Raw genomic sequence first — 19,251 nt, forward strand, 5'->3', positions numbered from 1 at the left:
TTATCAAAGGAATAAAACACAACTTAAATGACAGCCATATTACAAAAATAAAACAGTATTAAGATATGCGATAAAGACTTCATCAACAAAAATAAAATAATAAAATTTATATCAATCTTATTGACTGAAATGTTAACCAACAAAAACTGTCACATTTCTCCCTAATAATTCACGCCTTTGAAATCCATTACATTCTTAGGTTATTCAGTGTTCAAGAAAAGTGATCTCTCCGTTGCCGTAATCACATCCATTTTTATTTTATCTGGCTGTAATTCTTCCGATTCAGACTCCAAAAGTGGCTCGACTGCACCCAACGGTAAATGGACGACAGGTGACTTACATGTTCATTCCATTCAATCTGATGATGCTCAGCGCGATCTTAAAGACGTGCTTGATTATAGCTTTGACCAATATGGCCTTGATTGGGTTTTCTTAACCAATCACCTTAGAGACTCAACCCGTGACCATAGAGGTAGCGATATTGCAGAGGGACCGATTCCCTTTTCTGTCGGCATGGAAAAGTATGAAGTCCCTTTCACTCAAATGGCCCAGTTAGTTGGCCATTATGAAGAAAAGACAATTTTCTCGGCCTTCGAATGGGACATGCCAACCCATGAGCACTTTAATATCGCGATCTTAGGAGAAGACCCGCAATCTATTGATTCACTCAAAGCAATCCAACAATTCGAGTATTACTTTACCGACCGTGACCCTGCTATGTTTAATCCTGAAGACGTTTCTCAATGGGATGAACAAGGTGAGCGTGCTTTCACAACCCATGAAGATGCACTTAAAGCATTAGCATGGTTACAAGCAAACTATCCGACCAGTAGCTTTGGCTTAATTAACCACCCTTCCCGTTATAGCGATAGCTATGTCATTTCCGATTTTCGTGAATTTAACGATATTGCACCAGATGTCGTCTTTTCACTTGAAGGCATGATGGGTGGCCAGATGGAGCCTGACCGCGGTAGTTACATGGAACCCTATACCGAAGAGTTTTTACCTTATCGTTCTTACGGCGGTGCCGATTACATCATTGCCCAAGTTGGCGGTCAGTGGGATGCTCTGTTGGGTGAAGGCCGACGTATTTGGAATTTTGCCAATTCTGACTACCACTTTAAAACCAATGATGGCCTATACAGTAGTGGCTACCGTCCTGGGGAATATGCCAAGAACCACCTATGGGTACCGGAGAATGCTGAAGAAGGCGTAAAAGGATTGTTGCAATCACTTCGTTCAGGTAAATCATTCAGTACCTATGGCGATATCATTAACGCCCTTGATTTCAACGTTAGCAACCAAAACAGCACCGCTTATATGGGCAGCGATTTAAACGTGAGCCAAGGTGAGGAAGTGACTATCACCATCCGCTTCAAAAGCCCAGAATCAAACAACTATGAATATGAAGTCGGAAGCGGACAAACCGGTGGTATGAAGCCATTTGTTCATCATGTCGATCTCATTGCTGGAGACGTCTATCAAAAAGCTGAACCAGGCACGCCAGAGTATGACCAAGCGACTAACCCAACCACTAAAGTCATTGCTCGCTTCACCCAAGATGACTGGACAGTCGATGATGAAGGCTTCGCAACGATGACATTCAGCTTCACCGCTGAAAAAGATCAATATTTCCGATTAAGAGGGACTAACTTGGCACCGAATACCCCGTACCAAACGGATGAAAACGGTAACCCACTTCCGGATGAGTTAGTAAATATTGATGATCACCAATCGCGCTTCAATGCCATTAACGATCGCAACTACTATGACTTGTGGTTCTATTCGAACCCTATCTTCGTCGTAATAAGTGAATAGTTCGGATTAAAACAGTAATACCTGAAGTGTGGGGCCTATGCCCCACACTTCTTGTTTTATAAGCTCTTGTTTTATAATCTATTGTTTCTAAGCGGAACTGTATATTCTGCTATACCTTCAGGTCTAGCCAGAGAAGCTATCAACAAACAACTTCAATCCCGATACAAACAAGAAGAAGTAGCACAACCGATATACCACATCTTGGCTGACACGATGTAATAGCCAGACACCAAGGTAGACGCCAACGGGTGCCAAGGGCATCAGGATCATCGCTGTCATTAAATTGGTGGTATCAAACTCGCCCAATAGGGTATACGGTACCAATTTGGCCAAGTTAATGATCGCGAACAACACTGCCATCGTGGCGATCAAGGTGACCTTTTCCAGTTTCAACGGCAACAAATAGATACTGGCAGGCCCGCCACCAGCATGGATTGCCGTACTAGAAAAACCGCCCAGTCCGCTCCACCACCAAGCCCCTGCTTTACCCGCTGGCTCACCTGCATCACCTTGTTTGATGACATACTGTAAACAGAAAAGCAGTGATAGGGAGCCAATTAACAGTTTCAAGCCTGCCTCTGGGGTGATACTCAAAAACAGCCCGGCAAGAACGACACCTAGCAAGGAGCCTGGCAGCATAGTTCTCAGCACCGAATAATCCGCATTTTTATAGTGTTGCTTTACCGCAAAGGCATCCATCACACACAAAATAGGGAGCAAAATAGCAGCGGCCTGAGTGGGCGATACCACGAGCGCCATTAAAGGCACGGCAATAATACCCAGTGCGCCACCCAAGCCGCCTTTACCGATCCCATAGATCAAAACTGCGGGTACTGCGGTAATATAGAACCAAGGATCGGTAACGATCATGAAGCTAAACTCCCAGCTCGGCTAAGTAAGCACGACTTTTTGCAAGATCGGCTTGAACCTTACCAGCCTGAATAACCGGCCTTTCCTGCTCTACGACAATCCAGCCATCATATTGGATATCTTCAAGCGCTTGGAAAACCTCTGCGTAATGGATATCACCTTGGCCTAGCGGTCGGGTTAAGCCTTTTGTGTAGGCCTGACTGATCCCACAGCGATCACGCAAGGCATTGTGGAGCTGCTGCCCATCGATATCCTTAACGTGCAGGTGCTCTAGCCGGTCGGCATAGCGGCGGATATATTCCTCAGGGTTCATGCCATCTATAAACAAATGACCAACATCCAGACACAGCCCCAGTAGCTCAGGTGGCGTCGCGTTCATCACCGCAGCAATTTCATCTGAAAAAGCCACATACCCACCAGAGCTTGGGTGAAGTAAGGTACGGATCCCCTGCTCTTTAGCTAGCGAAGCAACCGCCACCATGGTTTCTATCATGGCATTTTGCTGCTGGTAGCTTAAACGCGGTGCGATCACGCTATGGCCAACATAGGCATCTCTGACGGCGTTGGCCTTATCCATCATGATAAGCTTTTCGGCACCAATGGCTTTTAATTGCTTAATCACTAACTCGGCTTCTTGAAGGATGGTGTCCTTTTCCGAAGGCTTACTAAACTCTCCGTGCAAATTCCCCGCACATGCCTGTACACCCCGTATTTTCAAGGCACTACGCAGCATATCCGTATCTGACGGGAAAAAGCCAACCGGCCCCAACTCAATCCCCCGATAGCCCGCAGACTGAGCTTCAAATAAAATTTTTCCCCAACTCGGGTTTTGCTCCAGTTTTGCTTGCTCTATCCCCCAGCAACAAGGGGCACACGCCACTTTCATTGTCATCAATACGTCCTTACACGACAAACTACAAAAACTTGGCATGGGGTGCCCTATTACCCTAGTTGCAGGGGTACCGGGCACCACCAATAAAATAATTTAAAGCGCAAAGCCATGATCTAATAAGTATTCTCGGCTTTTTTTGATATCTGGAAACGTGGTTTCACAATGGCGAGGATCGCGTTCCTGCTCGATGGTGATCCAGCCTTTATAACCAATTGCTTCTAGCGCCTGAGACACCTGCTCATAGTTAACAGCGCCTTCGCCGATGGGGCACATCACCCCCTCAGCACATGCTTGCCAAAAACCCACTTTCCTTTGAATGGCACTTGCTAGCTTGGCCTGGTTAACATCTTTGAAATGCACGTACTCAAGGCGATCTGAATACTCAATTAGGCTTTGTGCGGGATCCATACCTGCATAGTACAGATGGCCGGTATCCAAGCACAGCCCGGCACATTCGGCCGGAATATCCTTGAGCATTCTATCGAGTTCATCTTGGTACTCGATATAACCACCAGCATGCGGGTGAACCACAGCACGAACTTGGTATTTCGCCGCAATATCACTGATCATCTTGATGGTGTTCATCATGACACCCCAACGCTGATCATCTAGGCGCGGCGCCTGTTCTGATATCCCGGCATAATGGCTACGGATATCGTTGACACAATCAATAACCACTAATTTTGAGGTACCAATCTCTTGCAGCAATGCGCACAAACGCTCGGTTTTCTCCAAAATCTCAGTGCGCATTTCAAGTTCTGACAGAGGTTCAAAAATGGTGCCTGCGCATACCTCGAGCTCTTTAAGGTAAAGCGCGGTATTCACGGTATCGGCATCAAGTGGCAAAAAGCCATAAGGCCCCAGCTCTAAACCAACAAACCCAGCCAGGCGAGACTCCGATAATACCGTCATCCAATTTGGGTTATGCGGATTATCGCTAGATTCAACACCCCAGCAACATGGGGCACACGCAAGTAAATTAACCATAATTAAACCCTCTACAAATACACAAAAGACCAAGTTAATTCGCTATTTGCAATACAGCCTATAGATAATTACCCATGAATTTCGTGATGCCTCCCCCATCTTATTTTTGCATTTTCGCAAATCAGATTTGAATCTTTGGCTATAACACCTCGCAGGCCGCTCCCCGTACACTGAAATCAAGTTATTCAGCAGTCATAGGAAATGAGCAGTATGGAACCTATTTATATCGTTGCCGCCAAGCGTACACCTATCGGTAGCTTTAATGGCGCACTGGCCCCTGTTTCAGCACCACAGCTAGGCGCAACCGCCATTAAAGGCGCGTTAAACCAATGCCACCTTGATCCAAGCTTCATTGATGAAGTGATTGTGGGAAATGTACTGAGTGCGGGAATGGGAATGGGACCAGGACGCCAAGCCGCGATTGCAGCAGGCATCCCTGAAACCGTACCGGCCTATACACTGAATATGATTTGCGGTAGCGGCATGAAGACGGTGATGGACGCGGTTAGCCATATCCGTGCCGGCGAAGCCGAAGTTGTTCTGGCATGTGGTACTGAGAGCATGTCACAAGCCCCATTCATCAGTTCAAACCAACTGCGTAGCGGTGTACGGATGGGCCACCAGACGCTTGAAGATAGCATCATCAAAGACGGCCTGACTGATGTGTTTAACCAATACCATATGGGTATCACGGCAGAAAACATTGCCGAGCAACACGCTATCAGCCGCGAAGAGCAAGACGCCTTTGCCTTAGCCAGCCAACAAAAAGCGGTTGCCGCCATTGAGGAGCATGGCTTTAACAGTGAAATCGAGCCTGTGTGTGCCACACACCGCCGCAAGGAGTATTACGTTAGCACCGATGAATACCCAAAAGCCGACGCAACACTAGAAAAACTGCAAAGCCTGCGCCCTGCATTTAAAAAAGAGGGCACAGTAACAGCTGGCAATGCTTCAGGAATAAACGATGGTGCATCCGCTATTATCCTTGCGTCCAAATCAGCGGTTGAGCGCTACCAACTTGAGCCTTTAGCTGAAATTGTAGCTTGCGGCCAAGCAGGTTTATCGCCGAAAGTCATGGGGTTGGGTCCGGTTCCGGCTATCGCCAATGCATTGGACAAAGCCCAGCTTTCACTTTCTGACATTGATTGCTTCGAACTGAATGAAGCCTTCGCCGCTCAAGCGCTTGGCGTGGTGAAAGAGTTGGCCGAGCAACATAATGTTGAACCTGAGTGGATCCAATCGCGTACCAACCTAACTGGCGGTGCCATCGCCTTAGGCCACCCTTTGGGCGCATCGGGTAACCGTATTCTCACCACCTTGGTTTACCAACTTCAACGTAAAGAATTCAATTACGGCCTAGCATCACTTTGTATTGGTGGTGGCATGGGTACCGCTGTGATTATCCGCCGTTATCAAGGCTAATGAAGGAGTACGCAATGAAAAAATCTATTACTGAAGCAGCCATTGCCGAGCTGCTGCATGACAACATGACCATCATGATTGGTGGCTTCATGGCAAACGGCGCGCCAGAGGGGCTCATTGATATCATCTTACAATCTGGCGTTAAGAATATTACCTTGATTAGCACAGATACCGGTACCCCTGAAACCGGCTCAGGCCGCCTTATTCAGGCTAAGCGTATCGGTAAACTGTTTGCTTCTCATATCGGTACTAACCCTGAAACTGGCGCCCAAATGAACAGTGGCGAACTTGAAGTTGAGCTGGTGCCACAAGGTACACTTGCAGAGCGTATCCGAGCAGCTGGCGCAGGCTTAGGGGGAGTATTAACCCCAACCGGTTTGGGTACGGTTGTAGCCGAAGGCAAAGAAGTTATCACTATTGATGGCAAAGACTTCCTGCTTGAGAAGCCGCTACATGCCGACTTGGCACTTATCCGCGGCTCGGTCGTTGATACCAAAGGCAACGTGTTCTACAAGCGCACCACGCAAAACTTCAACCCCCTAATGGCCACTGCTGCGAAGACGGTCATCGTGGAAGCTGAGACGGTTGTTGAGATTGGCGGTATTGAACCAGAAGCCGTCCACACCCCTAGCCTATTTGTTGATCACATCTATCAAGGAGCAAAAGCATGAGTATCAAACGCGAAAGACAGCAGATCCGTCGTATGATTGCATGGCGTGTGGCACAAGAGCTCAATGATGGTGATGTGGTTAACCTAGGTATTGGCCTGCCTTCTTTGGTTGCCAACGAAACAAACAGCGATATCGAAATCCTGCTGCAATCTGAAAACGGCTTGGTGGGCATCGGTGAAATGCCTGACGAAGATCATATCGACCCAGACTTGGTCAATGCTGGCGGCCAACCCATTACCGCAACGACAGATGCCTGCTACTTCAACAGTGCAGACTCGTTCACCATTATTCGTGGCGGCCACGTCGACGTCACCGTACTCGGTGCATTGCAAGTCGACCAACAGGGCAACCTCGCCAACTGGATCATCCCAGGCAAAATGGTACCCGGCATGGGAGGGGCAATGGATTTGGTTGTTGGCGCCAAGAAAGTGATCGTTGCCATGGAGCACACAGTAAAAGGCAAACCGAAACTACTGAAACACTGCTCATTGCCTCTGACCGCCGCCAACCAGGTTAACCAAATCATTACTGAACTGGGTGTGATTGAACTCAACGACAAGGGCATGGAGCTAAAAGAGATAGCACCGGGTGTGACTGTCGAAGAAGTGCAAGCCGCAACCGAAGCAACACTTCATATTTCACCAAACCTTATCGAGATGCCGATCCCTTCGGATCTGTAAGCAGTAGTTCAACTAAGTTTATCCTCTCTACAAACCGCCAGCCCTGAAAAACAGGGCTGGCGGGTTATCTTGACTTGAAGAAGCTCTCATACCTATAATCACGCCATCATATCTCAAGAGTTTAACGCCATAATGAAGTACTAACGTCCTGACATCCAATTTATACAAATACATTTGGACACTCGGGGTTAGTAGGCGTTACTTCGTCTTTTCTATCTTGCAGAATATCTCAGCACCATCCCATCAGGATTAGATCTATTTCTTTTTTATGATGGAGTGCGCATAAGTAACGGCTTTACCGCTCTATTTGAAATAGAGCTATGTAACCCCTTTTACACATTAACGTAAAGGGAGGTATTTCTATGCCTGCATTATTTACACACCAACTGTCATTCCAGCTAGATAATGGGGATTGGCTATTTAAAAACTTAAACTTTAGCCTCAATGATCGGTTAACCGGAATGGTCGGACGCAACGGTGCCGGAAAATCCGTATTTCTTTCGTTGCTACTCGGAAGACTTTCTCCGACCCAAGGAAATGCCACTCGTCAGGGTAAGATTTTATCCTACTCTCAACTCCCCTCTTCACTTTTACACGAGGATACAAGCATTGCTGATTATTTGGGAATTAACAAAAAACTCGATGCACTAAAAGCGATTGAGCAAGGCCGTTGTGACCCAAAGGACTTTGAGGTGATTGGTGATGACTGGGACATTATTCCACGTACCGAGCAAACATTAAAAACACTAAGGATCAAACCAGATCTCAATGCATACTGCCGTACCTTAAGTGGCGGTCAGTTAGCAATGCTGCAGTTGCATGTACTTTTCGAATCCAACGCAGAGATATTACTACTTGATGAACCATCTAACCACTTAGACTCAATAGCCAAGCAGTGGCTAATTAAGAAGCTCAGCCATTTTGAGGGACAAGTATTGCTTATCAGCCATGACAGGGCATTGTTAAGGCATGTCGATGCAATCTACCAGCTAACAAGTTTGGGGCTTCTTTACTTCAAAGGAAACTATGATACATACCTTGCCCAGTCTACGGCTCAAACAGAGGCCTTGGACAGGCAAATCATCCATGCAAAGTCTGAGCAAAAACGGCTTGAGCGCCAAGCTCAAACTAACAAAGAGAAGGCCCAACAACGTGAGGCTCAGGGGAATCGAAAAAGAAAGTCGGGCAGCCAACCCAAAATTTTGATGGACGCCATGAAAGAAAGTGCTGGACAAAGCCTTGGGGCAAAAGTGACTAATCAAGATAACTTGATGGCTTCAAATCAGGCAAAGTTGCAACGATTAAAGCAGCAAAAAGAAATACTGAAACCCCAAGCTATGTACCTACAACAAACAGAGAGCTCAAAGAAAAAGACCTTATTGCAGGTTGAGAACTGTCAACTAGCACATAGCTCAGGCAAGCCTATGTCATTCACTATCAACCAAACAGAACGCTGGTACATAAGTGGTCCAAACGGGTGCGGAAAGTCTACCCTGCTAAAAGCCATCCATGGCGCACATGCAAACTATGAAGGATCAATAAGAGTAAACGGCAGTACTAGTACTGTTTATCTCGATCAGCATTTTGGTTTACTGAAGCTTGAATCAACCATACTAGACAGCTTGATGACAACCTGTCATGAACTGGCAGAAAGTGATGCCCGCATCCTACTGGCGGGTATTGGCTTCCGTCGAGATTCAGTCTATCGCAAGGTTGCATATTTAAGTGGCGGCGAGAAAATGAAGCTAGCAATGCTGATGGTGAGCCATATAAAAGGCCCCCCTTTGCTCCTTCTCGATGAGCCTGACAACCATCTGGATATTGAATCAAAGCAGATATTAGCAACTGCGTTAAACAACTACAGAGGGGCATTTATTCTGATCAGCCATGACCAAGATTTTGTCCGTGAAACCGAGCTTAATAAAGTAGTCACTATGACCTAAAAAAGAGTAATAGTAATACAAGCAAGGTGTTTTAACTCATTCGTTGCCTGTTTTCGATATCACCATTTCATTAATAGCCAGCAGTAATATTACTGCTGGCTATTAATCTCAGAGATCCCTAGAAATAACAGCCATGAACAAATCAGCTACTTCAATCTACCAAACACAAGGTTTGTATACTCAACGTGTTGCATCTACCATTATCAATGGCCTCACGTATTGAGTAAGTATTAGATAACGGCTTTAGCCTGTGACGAAGGAATTGTATGGATACAGACTTTAGCAATGGATTTTTTCAGAATGCTTTCAACTCGCTTTTAGAGCAAATCACCATCATCAACAAGCAAGGTGATATTGTTTTTGTAAACAATAGCTGGAAATCCTTTGGTGAATACAATAATGGCGCCGTTGAACATAACTGGATTGGAACAAATTACATCAGCGCATGCCAAGCAGCTGCCCTCACCGGCGATCACGATGCGAAAATCGTAATTGATGGTATCCAACGCGTTGTTAGCAATACTTGCAGCCATTTCAGCCATGAATACCCCTGCCACAGCCCGACAGAGCAGCGTTGGTTTTTGATGCGTTTCGCCCCATTCGAGTATGACAGCACTCCCTACTTCATCGTCACCCACCACAATATTACCCAGCGAAAGCTAGCAGAAGATAAAGTACTCGATCTAGCGAATAAGGACGGGCTGACAAAAATCGCCAATCGACGACGGTTCGATAGTTTTATTGCTGAGCAGTGGCACAATGCCATCAAACACAAGCGTCCTCTTGGGATTGCCTTGGTCGATATCGACTACTTCAAGAAAATCAACGATAGCTATGGCCATCAATTTGGCGATGAATGCCTAAAGCTGACAGCTGAAACACTGCAAACCTTCGCCAAGCGATCGAGTGATTTATGTGCTCGCTTTGGTGGTGAAGAATTTATCATCTTGCTAACTGAGGCCGATTTATCTGCCACAATTCAAATGGCTCAACGAGCAATGGAAGGTATCCAACAGCTCAATAGCACAAGGTTGCTCTCTCAACTCAAAAAACCCTTTACGGTCAGTATTGGCATTTGCTCTATATACCCTGACAAGGAAAAAACTATCGACGACTTCATTGCAGAAGCAGACAAACAACTATACCTAGCCAAGAAAATGGGAAGAAACCAAATATGCCACCCTCACCTTTAAAGCACATTATTGCTTTATTTTCACTAGGTTACCTTCATAAAAGTGCTAAACTCGCTGAATTGAGTCAGAGTTCTGTCAAGATAGTCCATTCAAGAAACTAATCATTTCCCACCCTGTCAATTAATCTGCAAATAATCTTAGCATTCAACATTGTTTGCTAGATCAACCATACTCATAAAGCAAAATTCTGGTCAAACGGAGACTATTATGCGCCTGCTGTCCCTATCACTCTGTTTAATTTCAACGGTAGGTTATGCCGCAAAGCCCGCCCCATTTCCTGTCACCCCGAACAATACCGGTGAATCCTTCATGGTCAGTGCGACCAACCCTTATGTTTCTAGCACCGGCTATACCATTCTCAAGCAAGGTGGGAATGCCATCGACGCCATGGTCGCAATGCAAATGGTTATGTCGGTCGTTGAACCCGATATGACAGGCATCGGCGGTGGCACATTTGCCTTGTATTTTGATAATAAGACAAACCAATTCCATGCCCTAGATGGGCGTGATGAAGCTCCTGCCAGTGCCTCTCCTGATATGTTTGTCGAAAATGGCAAAGCGATTAGCCGAGACGAAATACTCGGCCCAAGATCTGTTGCTGTTCCGGGTACATTGCGACTGATGTATAGCGCTCACCAAGAATACGGTTCAATGCCTTGGGCTGAGCTATTGAAACCTGCTATTGATCTGGCAAAAAACGGGTATGCGATGAACAGCTATACCTACGATATTGTGGTAAGAGAGCAAGCGCGTTTAATCAATGACCCAGAAATTAAGGCACTGTACTGGAAAGATGGCGAAATTCAGCCAACCGGAACCTTGATGAAAAACCCCGCCATAGCCCACACCCTTGAAATGATTGCCCAAAAAGGGGACAGCTACCTGTATGGCGGCGAGTTTGGAAAAAATATCGTTGAAACGGTTAACAGCCGCATTGAAGGTGATAAACCGAAGCTATCTATTGATGACTTCAAAAACTACCAAATGAAAAAGCGTGAGGTGGTAGAAACTGACTATCGCGGCAATACCGTGATTTCCTTCGGTTACCCAGCATCTGGCGGCATGATGGTGTCCCAAACCCTCGAGTTACTTGAACCTTATAACATAGCCAAGATGCCAATTACCGATGCTGAGCCGTGGCGACTAATGGCCGAAGCCATGCGCGTTAGCCGGGCTGATCGCATTACTTACGCAGGGGACCCTGACTATGTTGAAGTGCCTGCCGACGAAATGCTGTCAAAAGGTTACATTGATGAACGAAGAAAATTGATCCCCAAAGAAGGCTCAGCAGATAAGAATCCAAAAGCCGGTGAGCTTTCAGAAGAACAACCAGCACAACATCAAGAGTTTGAAAGTAAAGACACCGGGCATATCTCTATCCTTGATAGCGCAGGAAATGCCATTGCGATGACCAGTACCATCGGTACAGGTATGGGCTCTGGTGTCATGGTCGACGGCGTCATCATGAATGCCCAAATGGCGAATTTCTCTGCCTCCCCTACTTTCAAGGGCAAACCCGTACAAAACACCATTGAACCTGGCAAACGTCCCCGCTCAGCCATCACACCCTTGATGGTACTCGATAAGAATGATGAATTGCGGCTCATTGTCGGTTCACCGGGGAGCTCACAGATCCCCGGCTATGTGCTAAAAACACTGGTTGGTATTATTGATTGGAACCTATCGGCACAAGAAGCAATCGATCTTCCGAATATCCAATACGGAACCAAAATTGATCGTACCAAAGCCAAAGATCCAACCGGCTTGTTGGTCGAAAAGAAAACCTTTGCTGAAATGCTAGTGCCCGAACTTATCCAGCAGGGTTATCCTGTTCATGTCATCCCAGTGGTGAGCGGGTTAAATGCTATCGAAATTAAAGATGGCAAGGTATATGGCGCCTCTGATCGACGAAGAGCATCAAGCTCTATGGGTGAGTAGTAACAAAAAATAGATATAAAAAAACCAGCGACGCATCGCTGGTTTTTTATTGAGAGGCAAAGTTACAAACTATGTTACAAGCTATGCTTCTTCGGCTGTCTCTTTCTGGCTATCAAGTGCATTAGACACTTCAATAGGCAGTTTTTGCATCACATAAGCGCCAGGCGCTTTAGCGATAACCGGGTAATTATTACTACCCGCTTCACGTGCCTGAACAGGTTCTGCTGCTTCAAAATCGGCTAACCAGTTATTCCAGTGCCCCCACCAAGAACCTTCCTGACGTTTTGCACCGCTTAGCCAAGACTCGGCATCAGCCGCCTTCTTGCCGTTGGTGTAGTAGCCATACTTGTTCTTGGCTGGGTGGTTAACAATGCCAGCAATGTGGCCTGATTCACCAAGCACAAACGTCGACTTGCCGCCCAGGTTCTGTGCACCACGGAAGGTACCCTGCCAAAGTGCAATGTGGTCTTCCTGAGTGGAGATAAAGTAAGTCGGTATCTTGATCTTCGACAGATCAATATACACACCACCCACTTTAAAGCCCTTAGGATCAACCAGCTTATTCTCAAGGTAGAACTGGCGCAGCAACGTACTGTGACAAGCCACTGCAACATTGGTGCTATCACCATTCCAGTACAGCAGATCAAAGTCGATCGGGCTATTACCCTTCAGGTAGTTGTTGATGTAGTAGTTCCAGTACAGGCTGTTTTCACGCAGCAAGCTGAAAGTAACGCTCAACGAACGACCGTCCATGTAACCCTTGGCTTCGTTCTGTGCTTCAATGGCCGAAATAATCGGATCATTGATATATGCACCGATTTCACCAGGCTGTGAGAAATCAAGCAAGGTGGTGAAGAATGTCGCTGACTTAATACGGTTGCGCATACGCTTACCGGCATAGTAAGCCAGAGCCGTCGCTAGCAAAGTACCACCAATACAGTAACCTGCCGCGTTAATTTGCTTCTCGCCAGTGATGTCTTCAACCACATCAACCGCTTTCACTACCCCATCGACAACATAATTGTCGAAGTCCACATCAAACATGCTGGCATCTGGATTACGCCAAGACATCATGAACACCGTGTGTCCCTGCTCGACTAACCAACGTACCATTGAGTTCTTCTCACGAAGATCAAGAATGTAGTACTTGTTGATGAACGGCGGCACGATCAATAGCGGTGTCGCATTCACGTTTTCAGTCAGAGGCTTATATTGGATAAGCTCGAATAGGTGGTTTTTGAATACAACATCACCGGCTGTATTCGCCACATTTTCACCTAGTTGGAAAGCACCGTCGTTTGTCATTCTGATTTTCAGGACATCGGCACTTGACTGAATATCTTGCTGTAACAACTCCATGCCTTTCACTAAGTTCTCACCGTTGGTTTCGACGGTCAGCTTGGCCAGTTCAGGGTTAGTTGTTACAAAGTTAGTTGGAGACAATGCGTTAATAGCTTGACGAGAGAAGAAGCCGAGACGCTCTTTCGCTTTCTCGTCTACCCCTTCAATTGATTCAATTGTCTCTTTCATCGTGTTGCTAAATAGCAAGTACGATTGCTTAATATAGTTGTAAAACGCCTCGTTCTCCCATGCAGGATCAACGAAGCGCTTATCATCTTTTTCAGGCTTAACTAGATCAGACTCGTCACCGGTTTTCATGGTCACGTTCTGCCAGATCTTCATCTGGTTCTCCCACCACTCCATTTGCACTTTTGCAAGAACGGCTGGCTGCGTCGATGCCTTTTCGATCAACTTAGTCGTATCTTCTAGGCTGATTTCATTTAACGCTTTATTTAAGGGAGTATTCATGGCTGCCTTGCCAGAATCCAGCTCCTTCCACCACATTTCATTCATGTCTTGGAGCTTGGCAAAGTAGTCCGTAAAGAAGTTATGGTTCATTGCAATGACCTCTATATCTGGACTAAAAATGCCGCCCGCGGACGGGGCGGCAGAGTGGTCATTTAAGCTTAAGCTGGTGTTGCTTGCTTTACATTTTCAGCCACTAGCTCTTCAACTTCAGTTTTGAATGTCTGCGCAACTGCGTTGAACTTGTTGCTGTCTTCGATTAGCTGCTGAGAAAGCTTAGTTAGCGTTTCTAGCTGCTGGCTGTTGAACTCAGCGAAAGACTGAACGTCTTTTACTTCGCTCACAGCTTTAAGCTGAGAAAGGCCTAGGTCGCTGTATGCGCGAACTGCAGCAAGTTGAAGCTCAGTTAATTCTTCAACGTTCTTAGTGAACATTTTGTTGAACTTAACGTATGGTGCTAGTGATTTTTCAGTCTGCTCTGAGAAAGATTTAAACATTTCCGTGTACATAGCTGTTTCCTTCATATCAAGTATGTGTTGAGTGTCTGAGCCATGAGTTTTCAGACACAATTTAAAATCAAATCGATTAAACGTTTTTCAGTACAATTGCCGTACCCATACCGCCACCTACACAAAGTGTAGCAAGGCCATGCTCTGTGCCACGGCGGCGCATTTCATGAAGAAGGCTGACAATAATACGGTTACCCGATGCACCTAGAGGGTGACCCAGTGCAATCGCGCCACCATTTACATTTGAGCGCTCTGCTAGATCTTCAACTGGTGTTTTCAGTTCATCAGCAAGCTCGTGCAGAACACCTAGTGCCTGACCAGCAAACGCTTCGTTGAACTCGAACAAACCAACAGACTCGATTGAAAGCTCGGCTTTATCCAGTGCTTTAACAACCGCAGGAACAGGACCTAGGCCCATGATTTCCGGTGCGATGCCAGCCTGTGCGTAACTTTCAATTTCAGCCAATGGGGTTAGGCCATACTTCTCAACGGCAGCTTCAGAAGCAACGATGATTGCAGAGCCGCCATCGTTAATGCCTGATGCATTACCCGCAGTTACAGAACCACCTTCACGCTTGAACGCAGGGCGTAGTTTCGCCAAGCCTTCAATTGAAGCATCTGCTTTAGGGTATTCATCAGTATCGACAACGCTTGTCTTACGACGAACAGTCACTTCAACTGGCGCAATTTCTTCAGCGAAAACGCCCTGCTCTACAGCAGCAACCGCTTTTTGCTGGCTCGCCAGTGCAAAGTTATCTTGCTGTTCGCGAGTAAGGCCAACTTTCGCTACCACATTTTCAGCTGTAACGCCCATGTGGTAGTTGTTGAACACATCAGTCAAACCATCAGAAATTAATAGGTCAGCCATTTCTAGGCTACCCATCTTTTGACCATCACGAAGTGAAGATGGCAGGCAGAATGGAATCTGAGACATATTTTCAGCACCCGCTGCGACCACTAGGTCTGCATCGCCTGCTTTAATGTGTGCCGCAGCATCCATCACTGTTTTCATACCAGAGCCACACACCATGTTTAGGGTGTAAGCTGGCACTTCTTGCGGGATGTCAGCATATAGTGCTGCTTGGCGACCTGGCCCCATGCCTTGACCAGCACCGATGACATTACCTAGGATAACTTCATCAAGGTTTGCAGGGTCAATGTTAGCTTCCTTAATCGCTGCTTTAATCGCAACAGCTGCTAATTGAGCCGCTGATACGGATTTAAGTGAGCCATTAAAGCTGCCAAGAGGAGTACGCTTTGCAGCAACAATATAAACTTTAGACATAATTTCTAGCGTCCTTTCAAACTACAAAATTCAAGAATTAGTGCATGTACAAACCGCCGTTCACAGACAAGGTTTCGCCTGTGATATAAGCTGCCGCATCGCTTGCAAGGAAAGTAACCGCCGCTGCAACTTCTGCTGGAGCTGCAAGACGCTTCATTGGAATTTCTGCTTTAATGCTGTCAAGCACTTCAGGCTTGATAGCTTCTACCATCGGTGTGCCTGTGTAGCCTGGGGCAATTGCGTTTACTGTTACACCTGAGCGTGCACCCTCTGCCGCTAGTGCTTTAGTGAAACCAATCATGCCAGCTTTAGCCGCCGAGTAGTTCGCCTGACCAAACTGACCTTTAAGGCCGTTAACCGATGAAATATTAATAATGCGAGCATTACCTTGCTCACACATTGCAGCAAATAGTGGCTGAGTCACATTAAACAAGCTATTTAAGTTTGTATTAATAACGTCATTCCACTGTTCTTTTTTCATTCTCTTGAAGGTTGTGTCTTTGGTAATACCTGCGTTATTTACCAAAACATCAATGTTACCTTCTTCTTGCAATAATGTTGCAAGCGCCTCTTCACAATACGCCGCATCAGTAACATCTAAAGGAAACAGGCGAACCTGTTCTTCTGAATAATTATTCTCTTCAAACCATTCTTTTGCTTTGGCTTCACCACTCGGGTAATAAGTCGCGATTACTCGATAACCCGCTTCAACTAATCCTTTAGTGATTGATGAACCAATACCACCTTTCGCACCAGTTACTAATGCTTTCTTACTCATTACTGAAGACTCCATTCCATCGTTTTATCATTTTGACCTTAGATATCAATTAGTTAAAACCAACATCAAAATCACTAACCAACATTAACTGTTAAAACAGCTTGAATTATTATGTTTAAAGCATCCTAGCTAATGAAAAAGACACTTAGGTGTCTTTTACGTTGCACAATTATTATAAGAACATAGGCACATACTAATATCAACACACAGCATCAATGGTCGTACCAATATACCTGCATAGAATCACAAACCAACCGATGCAACAGGTTTAACAAACAAATGTGTCAACATTGTTATAATTAACAGGCCTCGCTGTTAATTCAGATAAAAGCCAATAAAAACAACAATATAAAACTAAGCTCATAACAAAAATAGTGCGTTCAGTACTTCGCAATAATGAACGCAATATAATGCACGTACGAATCTCTTCCCCATAAAAATAAAGTTGAGGGATATAAGATTTTAAGAATTTGTTAAAAATAGCGGTTATTGATCGAGCATTCCCTGAGTGACAATAAAATCAATTATTTCATTCAGTCCTTTACCCTCTTTAAGGTTGGTAAATACATATGGCCTGTCTGGGCGCATTCTTGCCGTATCCTGATCCATCACCTCAAGAGAAGCACCGACATAAGGCGCTAGATCGATCTTATTAATGACTAACAAGTCAGAACGTGTGATACCAGGCCCACCTTTGCGGGGAATCTTCTCGCCCTCTGCCACATCAATAACATAAATAGTAAGATCAGCCAGCTCAGGGCTGAACGTTGCACTAAGGTTATCGCCGCCACTTTCAACAAACACAACATCAAGGGTTTTATGCCGCTGCGCCAGCTCCTCAACTGCCGCCAGGTTCATCGAAGCATCTTCTCTAATTGCGGTATGGGGACAGCCCCCGGTTTCCACCCCAATAATACGGTCTGCATCCAGCGCTTCTGCCCGGGTTAAGATCTTTGCATCTTCTTGGGTGTAGATATCATTTGTCACAACGGCAATGTTGTATTTATCGCGTATCGCTTTACATAGCACTTCAAGTAGCGCCGTTTTTCCCGAGCCGACCGGCCCACCGATACCAATCCGTAGTGGTGATTTATAAGTCATTTTCTTTATCCTTAAGATCGATAGAGTCTTGTGTATTGAGTTTCATGTCGGCTGCTGGCGATAGCCTGTGCCGGAGTAAAGCTGCCTACTTCATGGTCTTGTACTTGATAGGAAGCCTTAATGGCATTTGGTAGCTGCTCAGATACCGACATCATTAACTTTTGCCCATCGGTTTGCCCTAATGGCACCAACTTCACCCCTGCGGTAGTGGCGTTTTCTAGCCAACTCCAAAGGTAACCAGCACATAAATTATTGAGAGAGATATTCCATTTATTTGCCGCAAGGGCAAAGCACGCCAACTGATTGGCTTCTACTTGCTGGATAGTTTCTGGTGATAAGCCAATATCGATTTCTTTTAATAATCGAGCGGTTGCCTTTCCACGCTGGACTTCTTCCAACCGAAGCTCTTTCGTTTCCCTACTGGCGAAAAGCCATTGGTTCCAATATTCAATTAACGAAGCATTATCAGAATCAATTGCACTATATAGCCGCTGTAATATAGGAAGCTCCAAAGTAACCAAACTATGGTGCAGAATATCCACCAGCCATTGTTCTAAGCTAACCCTGTCTTTCACCCAGCCCTTTTCTATCGCCCACTCTAAACCCTGCGAATAGGTAAACGCACCAATAGGTAAAGAGGGGCTAATCAGTTGGTAGAGTCGAAAGTCAGGCAGCGTTGGTATTTCTGCCTGCATATTCACACCGTATTTAGCTAGCGACTAAAAGTGCCGTACCACTAATAAGCAGCATCGCGCTTTGCCATTTAGGGCTGATATAAGCCGCCAAACGGTAGCCGAACGAAGCTAATACTGTTGCAGCAATCACCATACCAGCAGCGAAGGCAATCAAACTTGCACCCGATGCTTCCAACCCGTGTGCCCAGCCATGGAACAACACTAACCCAACAGCCAGTGCCGATACCCAACCTGAAAACTGACTTTGCTTCATATAAAGTGCAATTGCCGCCATGAAAATCGAAGCAACAATTAACATCTCAATACCAGTAACAAACCCAGTTGCAGCACCCAACCCTAGTCCAACAGCCATACAAACAATAGCGAGTGACACATAACGGCGTTGCTGGCCTTGCTTTTTATATCGCATTGCAATAAATCCAACCGCAAGCAACATAACTAAATGATCAAAACCTGTTAGAGGATGAGTAAAACCCGCCCATAGTGAATCAAGCATTCCCGCATGGTGATGTTCATGGCCTGGGTGTGCAAATGCAGAACTAGAGGCTACTAGGCCAATCAATACCATTGATGATTTAACCAATGCCTTGACCTGTTGTGGCAATTTAAATAGTTGTTGAATCATGGAACATCCTTATAGTTGTAGCGGCTTCGTGCCTAGGG

At 45.8% G+C, this 19,251-nt stretch carries 17 protein-coding genes; 7 read left to right on the plus strand and 10 right to left on the minus strand.

Going from position 1 to position 19,251, the window contains the following annotated elements:
* Window positions 1-207: 207 nt before the first annotated feature.
* Window positions 208-1,818 carry a CehA/McbA family metallohydrolase domain-containing protein gene (locus tag C9I98_RS00390; protein ID WP_036820048.1) on the plus strand — a complete coding sequence of 537 codons (1,611 nt, stop codon included), beginning with the start codon at window positions 208-210 and terminating at the stop codon, window positions 1,816-1,818.
* 123 nt (window positions 1,819-1,941) lie between these two features.
* Here the strand turns inward: C9I98_RS00390 and C9I98_RS00395 are convergent, their stop codons facing one another.
* The 3 genes from C9I98_RS00395 to C9I98_RS00405 form a co-directional block, all read right to left on the minus strand.
* A complete protein-coding gene (locus C9I98_RS00395; RefSeq protein ID WP_036820045.1) occupies window positions 1,942-2,688 on the minus strand; it encodes a sulfite exporter TauE/SafE family protein in 747 nt (248 codons plus the stop codon).
* Between the two features lie 4 nt (window positions 2,689-2,692).
* Entirely contained in the window at window positions 2,693-3,580 is an 888-nt protein-coding gene (locus C9I98_RS00400; protein WP_036820041.1) for a sugar phosphate isomerase/epimerase family protein, read from the minus strand.
* Between the two features lie 93 nt (window positions 3,581-3,673).
* The gene (locus C9I98_RS00405) at window positions 3,674-4,567 is read right to left on the minus strand and encodes a TIM barrel protein (protein WP_107271424.1); all 894 of its coding nucleotides are present in this window, start codon (window positions 4,565-4,567) and stop codon (window positions 3,674-3,676) included.
* A 210-nt stretch (window positions 4,568-4,777) separates the two neighbouring features.
* Between C9I98_RS00405 and C9I98_RS00410 the strand changes: the two genes are divergently transcribed.
* From C9I98_RS00410 to ggt, 6 genes are all read left to right on the plus strand, one after another.
* Complete coding sequence (locus C9I98_RS00410; RefSeq protein ID WP_036818035.1) at window positions 4,778-5,989, plus strand: acetyl-CoA C-acetyltransferase; 1,212 nt, start codon at window positions 4,778-4,780, stop codon at window positions 5,987-5,989.
* Window positions 5,990-6,003: 14 nt separating this feature from the next.
* Window positions 6,004-6,660 carry a CoA transferase subunit A gene (locus C9I98_RS00415; RefSeq protein ID WP_036818034.1) on the plus strand — a complete coding sequence of 219 codons (657 nt, stop codon included), beginning with the start codon at window positions 6,004-6,006 and terminating at the stop codon, window positions 6,658-6,660.
* Window positions 6,657-7,340 carry a 3-oxoacid CoA-transferase subunit B gene (locus C9I98_RS00420; protein ID WP_036818031.1) on the plus strand — a complete coding sequence of 228 codons (684 nt, stop codon included), beginning with the start codon at window positions 6,657-6,659 and terminating at the stop codon, window positions 7,338-7,340. Before C9I98_RS00415 ends, C9I98_RS00420 begins: the two co-directional genes overlap by 4 nt.
* A 362-nt stretch (window positions 7,341-7,702) precedes the next feature.
* Window positions 7,703-9,283 (plus strand): ATP-binding cassette domain-containing protein, encoded by a 1,581-nt coding sequence (locus C9I98_RS00425; protein WP_036818028.1) that lies wholly within the window; start codon window positions 7,703-7,705, stop codon window positions 9,281-9,283.
* A gap of 266 nt (window positions 9,284-9,549) precedes the next feature.
* Window positions 9,550-10,476: a sensor domain-containing diguanylate cyclase gene (locus C9I98_RS00430; protein WP_036818026.1), complete on the plus strand. Its 927-nt coding sequence runs from the start codon at window positions 9,550-9,552 to the stop codon at window positions 10,474-10,476.
* Window positions 10,477-10,683: 207 nt separating this feature from the next.
* Window positions 10,684-12,414 carry a gamma-glutamyltransferase gene (gene ggt / locus C9I98_RS00435; RefSeq protein ID WP_107271425.1) on the plus strand — a complete coding sequence of 577 codons (1,731 nt, stop codon included), beginning with the start codon at window positions 10,684-10,686 and terminating at the stop codon, window positions 12,412-12,414.
* A gap of 81 nt (window positions 12,415-12,495) precedes the next feature.
* Here the strand turns inward: ggt and phaC are convergent, their stop codons facing one another.
* The 7 genes from phaC to C9I98_RS00470 form a co-directional block, all read right to left on the minus strand.
* On the minus strand, window positions 12,496-14,313 hold the full coding sequence (gene phaC, locus C9I98_RS00440; protein WP_036817879.1) for a class I poly(R)-hydroxyalkanoic acid synthase: 1,818 nt from the start codon (window positions 14,311-14,313) through the stop codon (window positions 12,496-12,498).
* Window positions 14,314-14,381: 68 nt separating this feature from the next.
* Window positions 14,382-14,729 carry a phasin family protein gene (locus C9I98_RS00445; protein ID WP_036817877.1) on the minus strand — a complete coding sequence of 116 codons (348 nt, stop codon included), beginning with the start codon at window positions 14,727-14,729 and terminating at the stop codon, window positions 14,382-14,384.
* A 76-nt stretch (window positions 14,730-14,805) separates the two neighbouring features.
* Complete coding sequence (locus C9I98_RS00450; RefSeq protein ID WP_036817875.1) at window positions 14,806-16,014, minus strand: acetyl-CoA C-acetyltransferase; 1,209 nt, start codon at window positions 16,012-16,014, stop codon at window positions 14,806-14,808.
* Between the two features lie 37 nt (window positions 16,015-16,051).
* Window positions 16,052-16,792: an SDR family oxidoreductase gene (locus tag C9I98_RS00455; protein WP_107271426.1), complete on the minus strand. Its 741-nt coding sequence runs from the start codon at window positions 16,790-16,792 to the stop codon at window positions 16,052-16,054.
* 486 nt (window positions 16,793-17,278) lie between these two features.
* Window positions 17,279-17,893, minus strand: a complete 615-nt coding sequence (gene ureG, locus C9I98_RS00460; protein ID WP_036818882.1) for an urease accessory protein UreG — start codon at window positions 17,891-17,893, stop codon at window positions 17,279-17,281.
* 11 nt (window positions 17,894-17,904) lie between these two features.
* Entirely contained in the window at window positions 17,905-18,588 is a 684-nt protein-coding gene (locus tag C9I98_RS00465) for an urease accessory protein UreF (RefSeq protein WP_036818884.1), read from the minus strand.
* A 13-nt stretch (window positions 18,589-18,601) separates the two neighbouring features.
* A complete protein-coding gene (locus C9I98_RS00470) occupies window positions 18,602-19,213 on the minus strand; it encodes a HupE/UreJ family protein (RefSeq protein ID WP_051902005.1) in 612 nt (203 codons plus the stop codon).
* Window positions 19,214-19,251: the final 38 nt, after the last annotated feature.

The sequence above is a fragment of the Photobacterium sanctipauli genome (genome assembly GCF_003026495.1).
GTDB lineage: Bacteria > Pseudomonadota > Gammaproteobacteria > Enterobacterales > Vibrionaceae > Photobacterium > Photobacterium sanctipauli.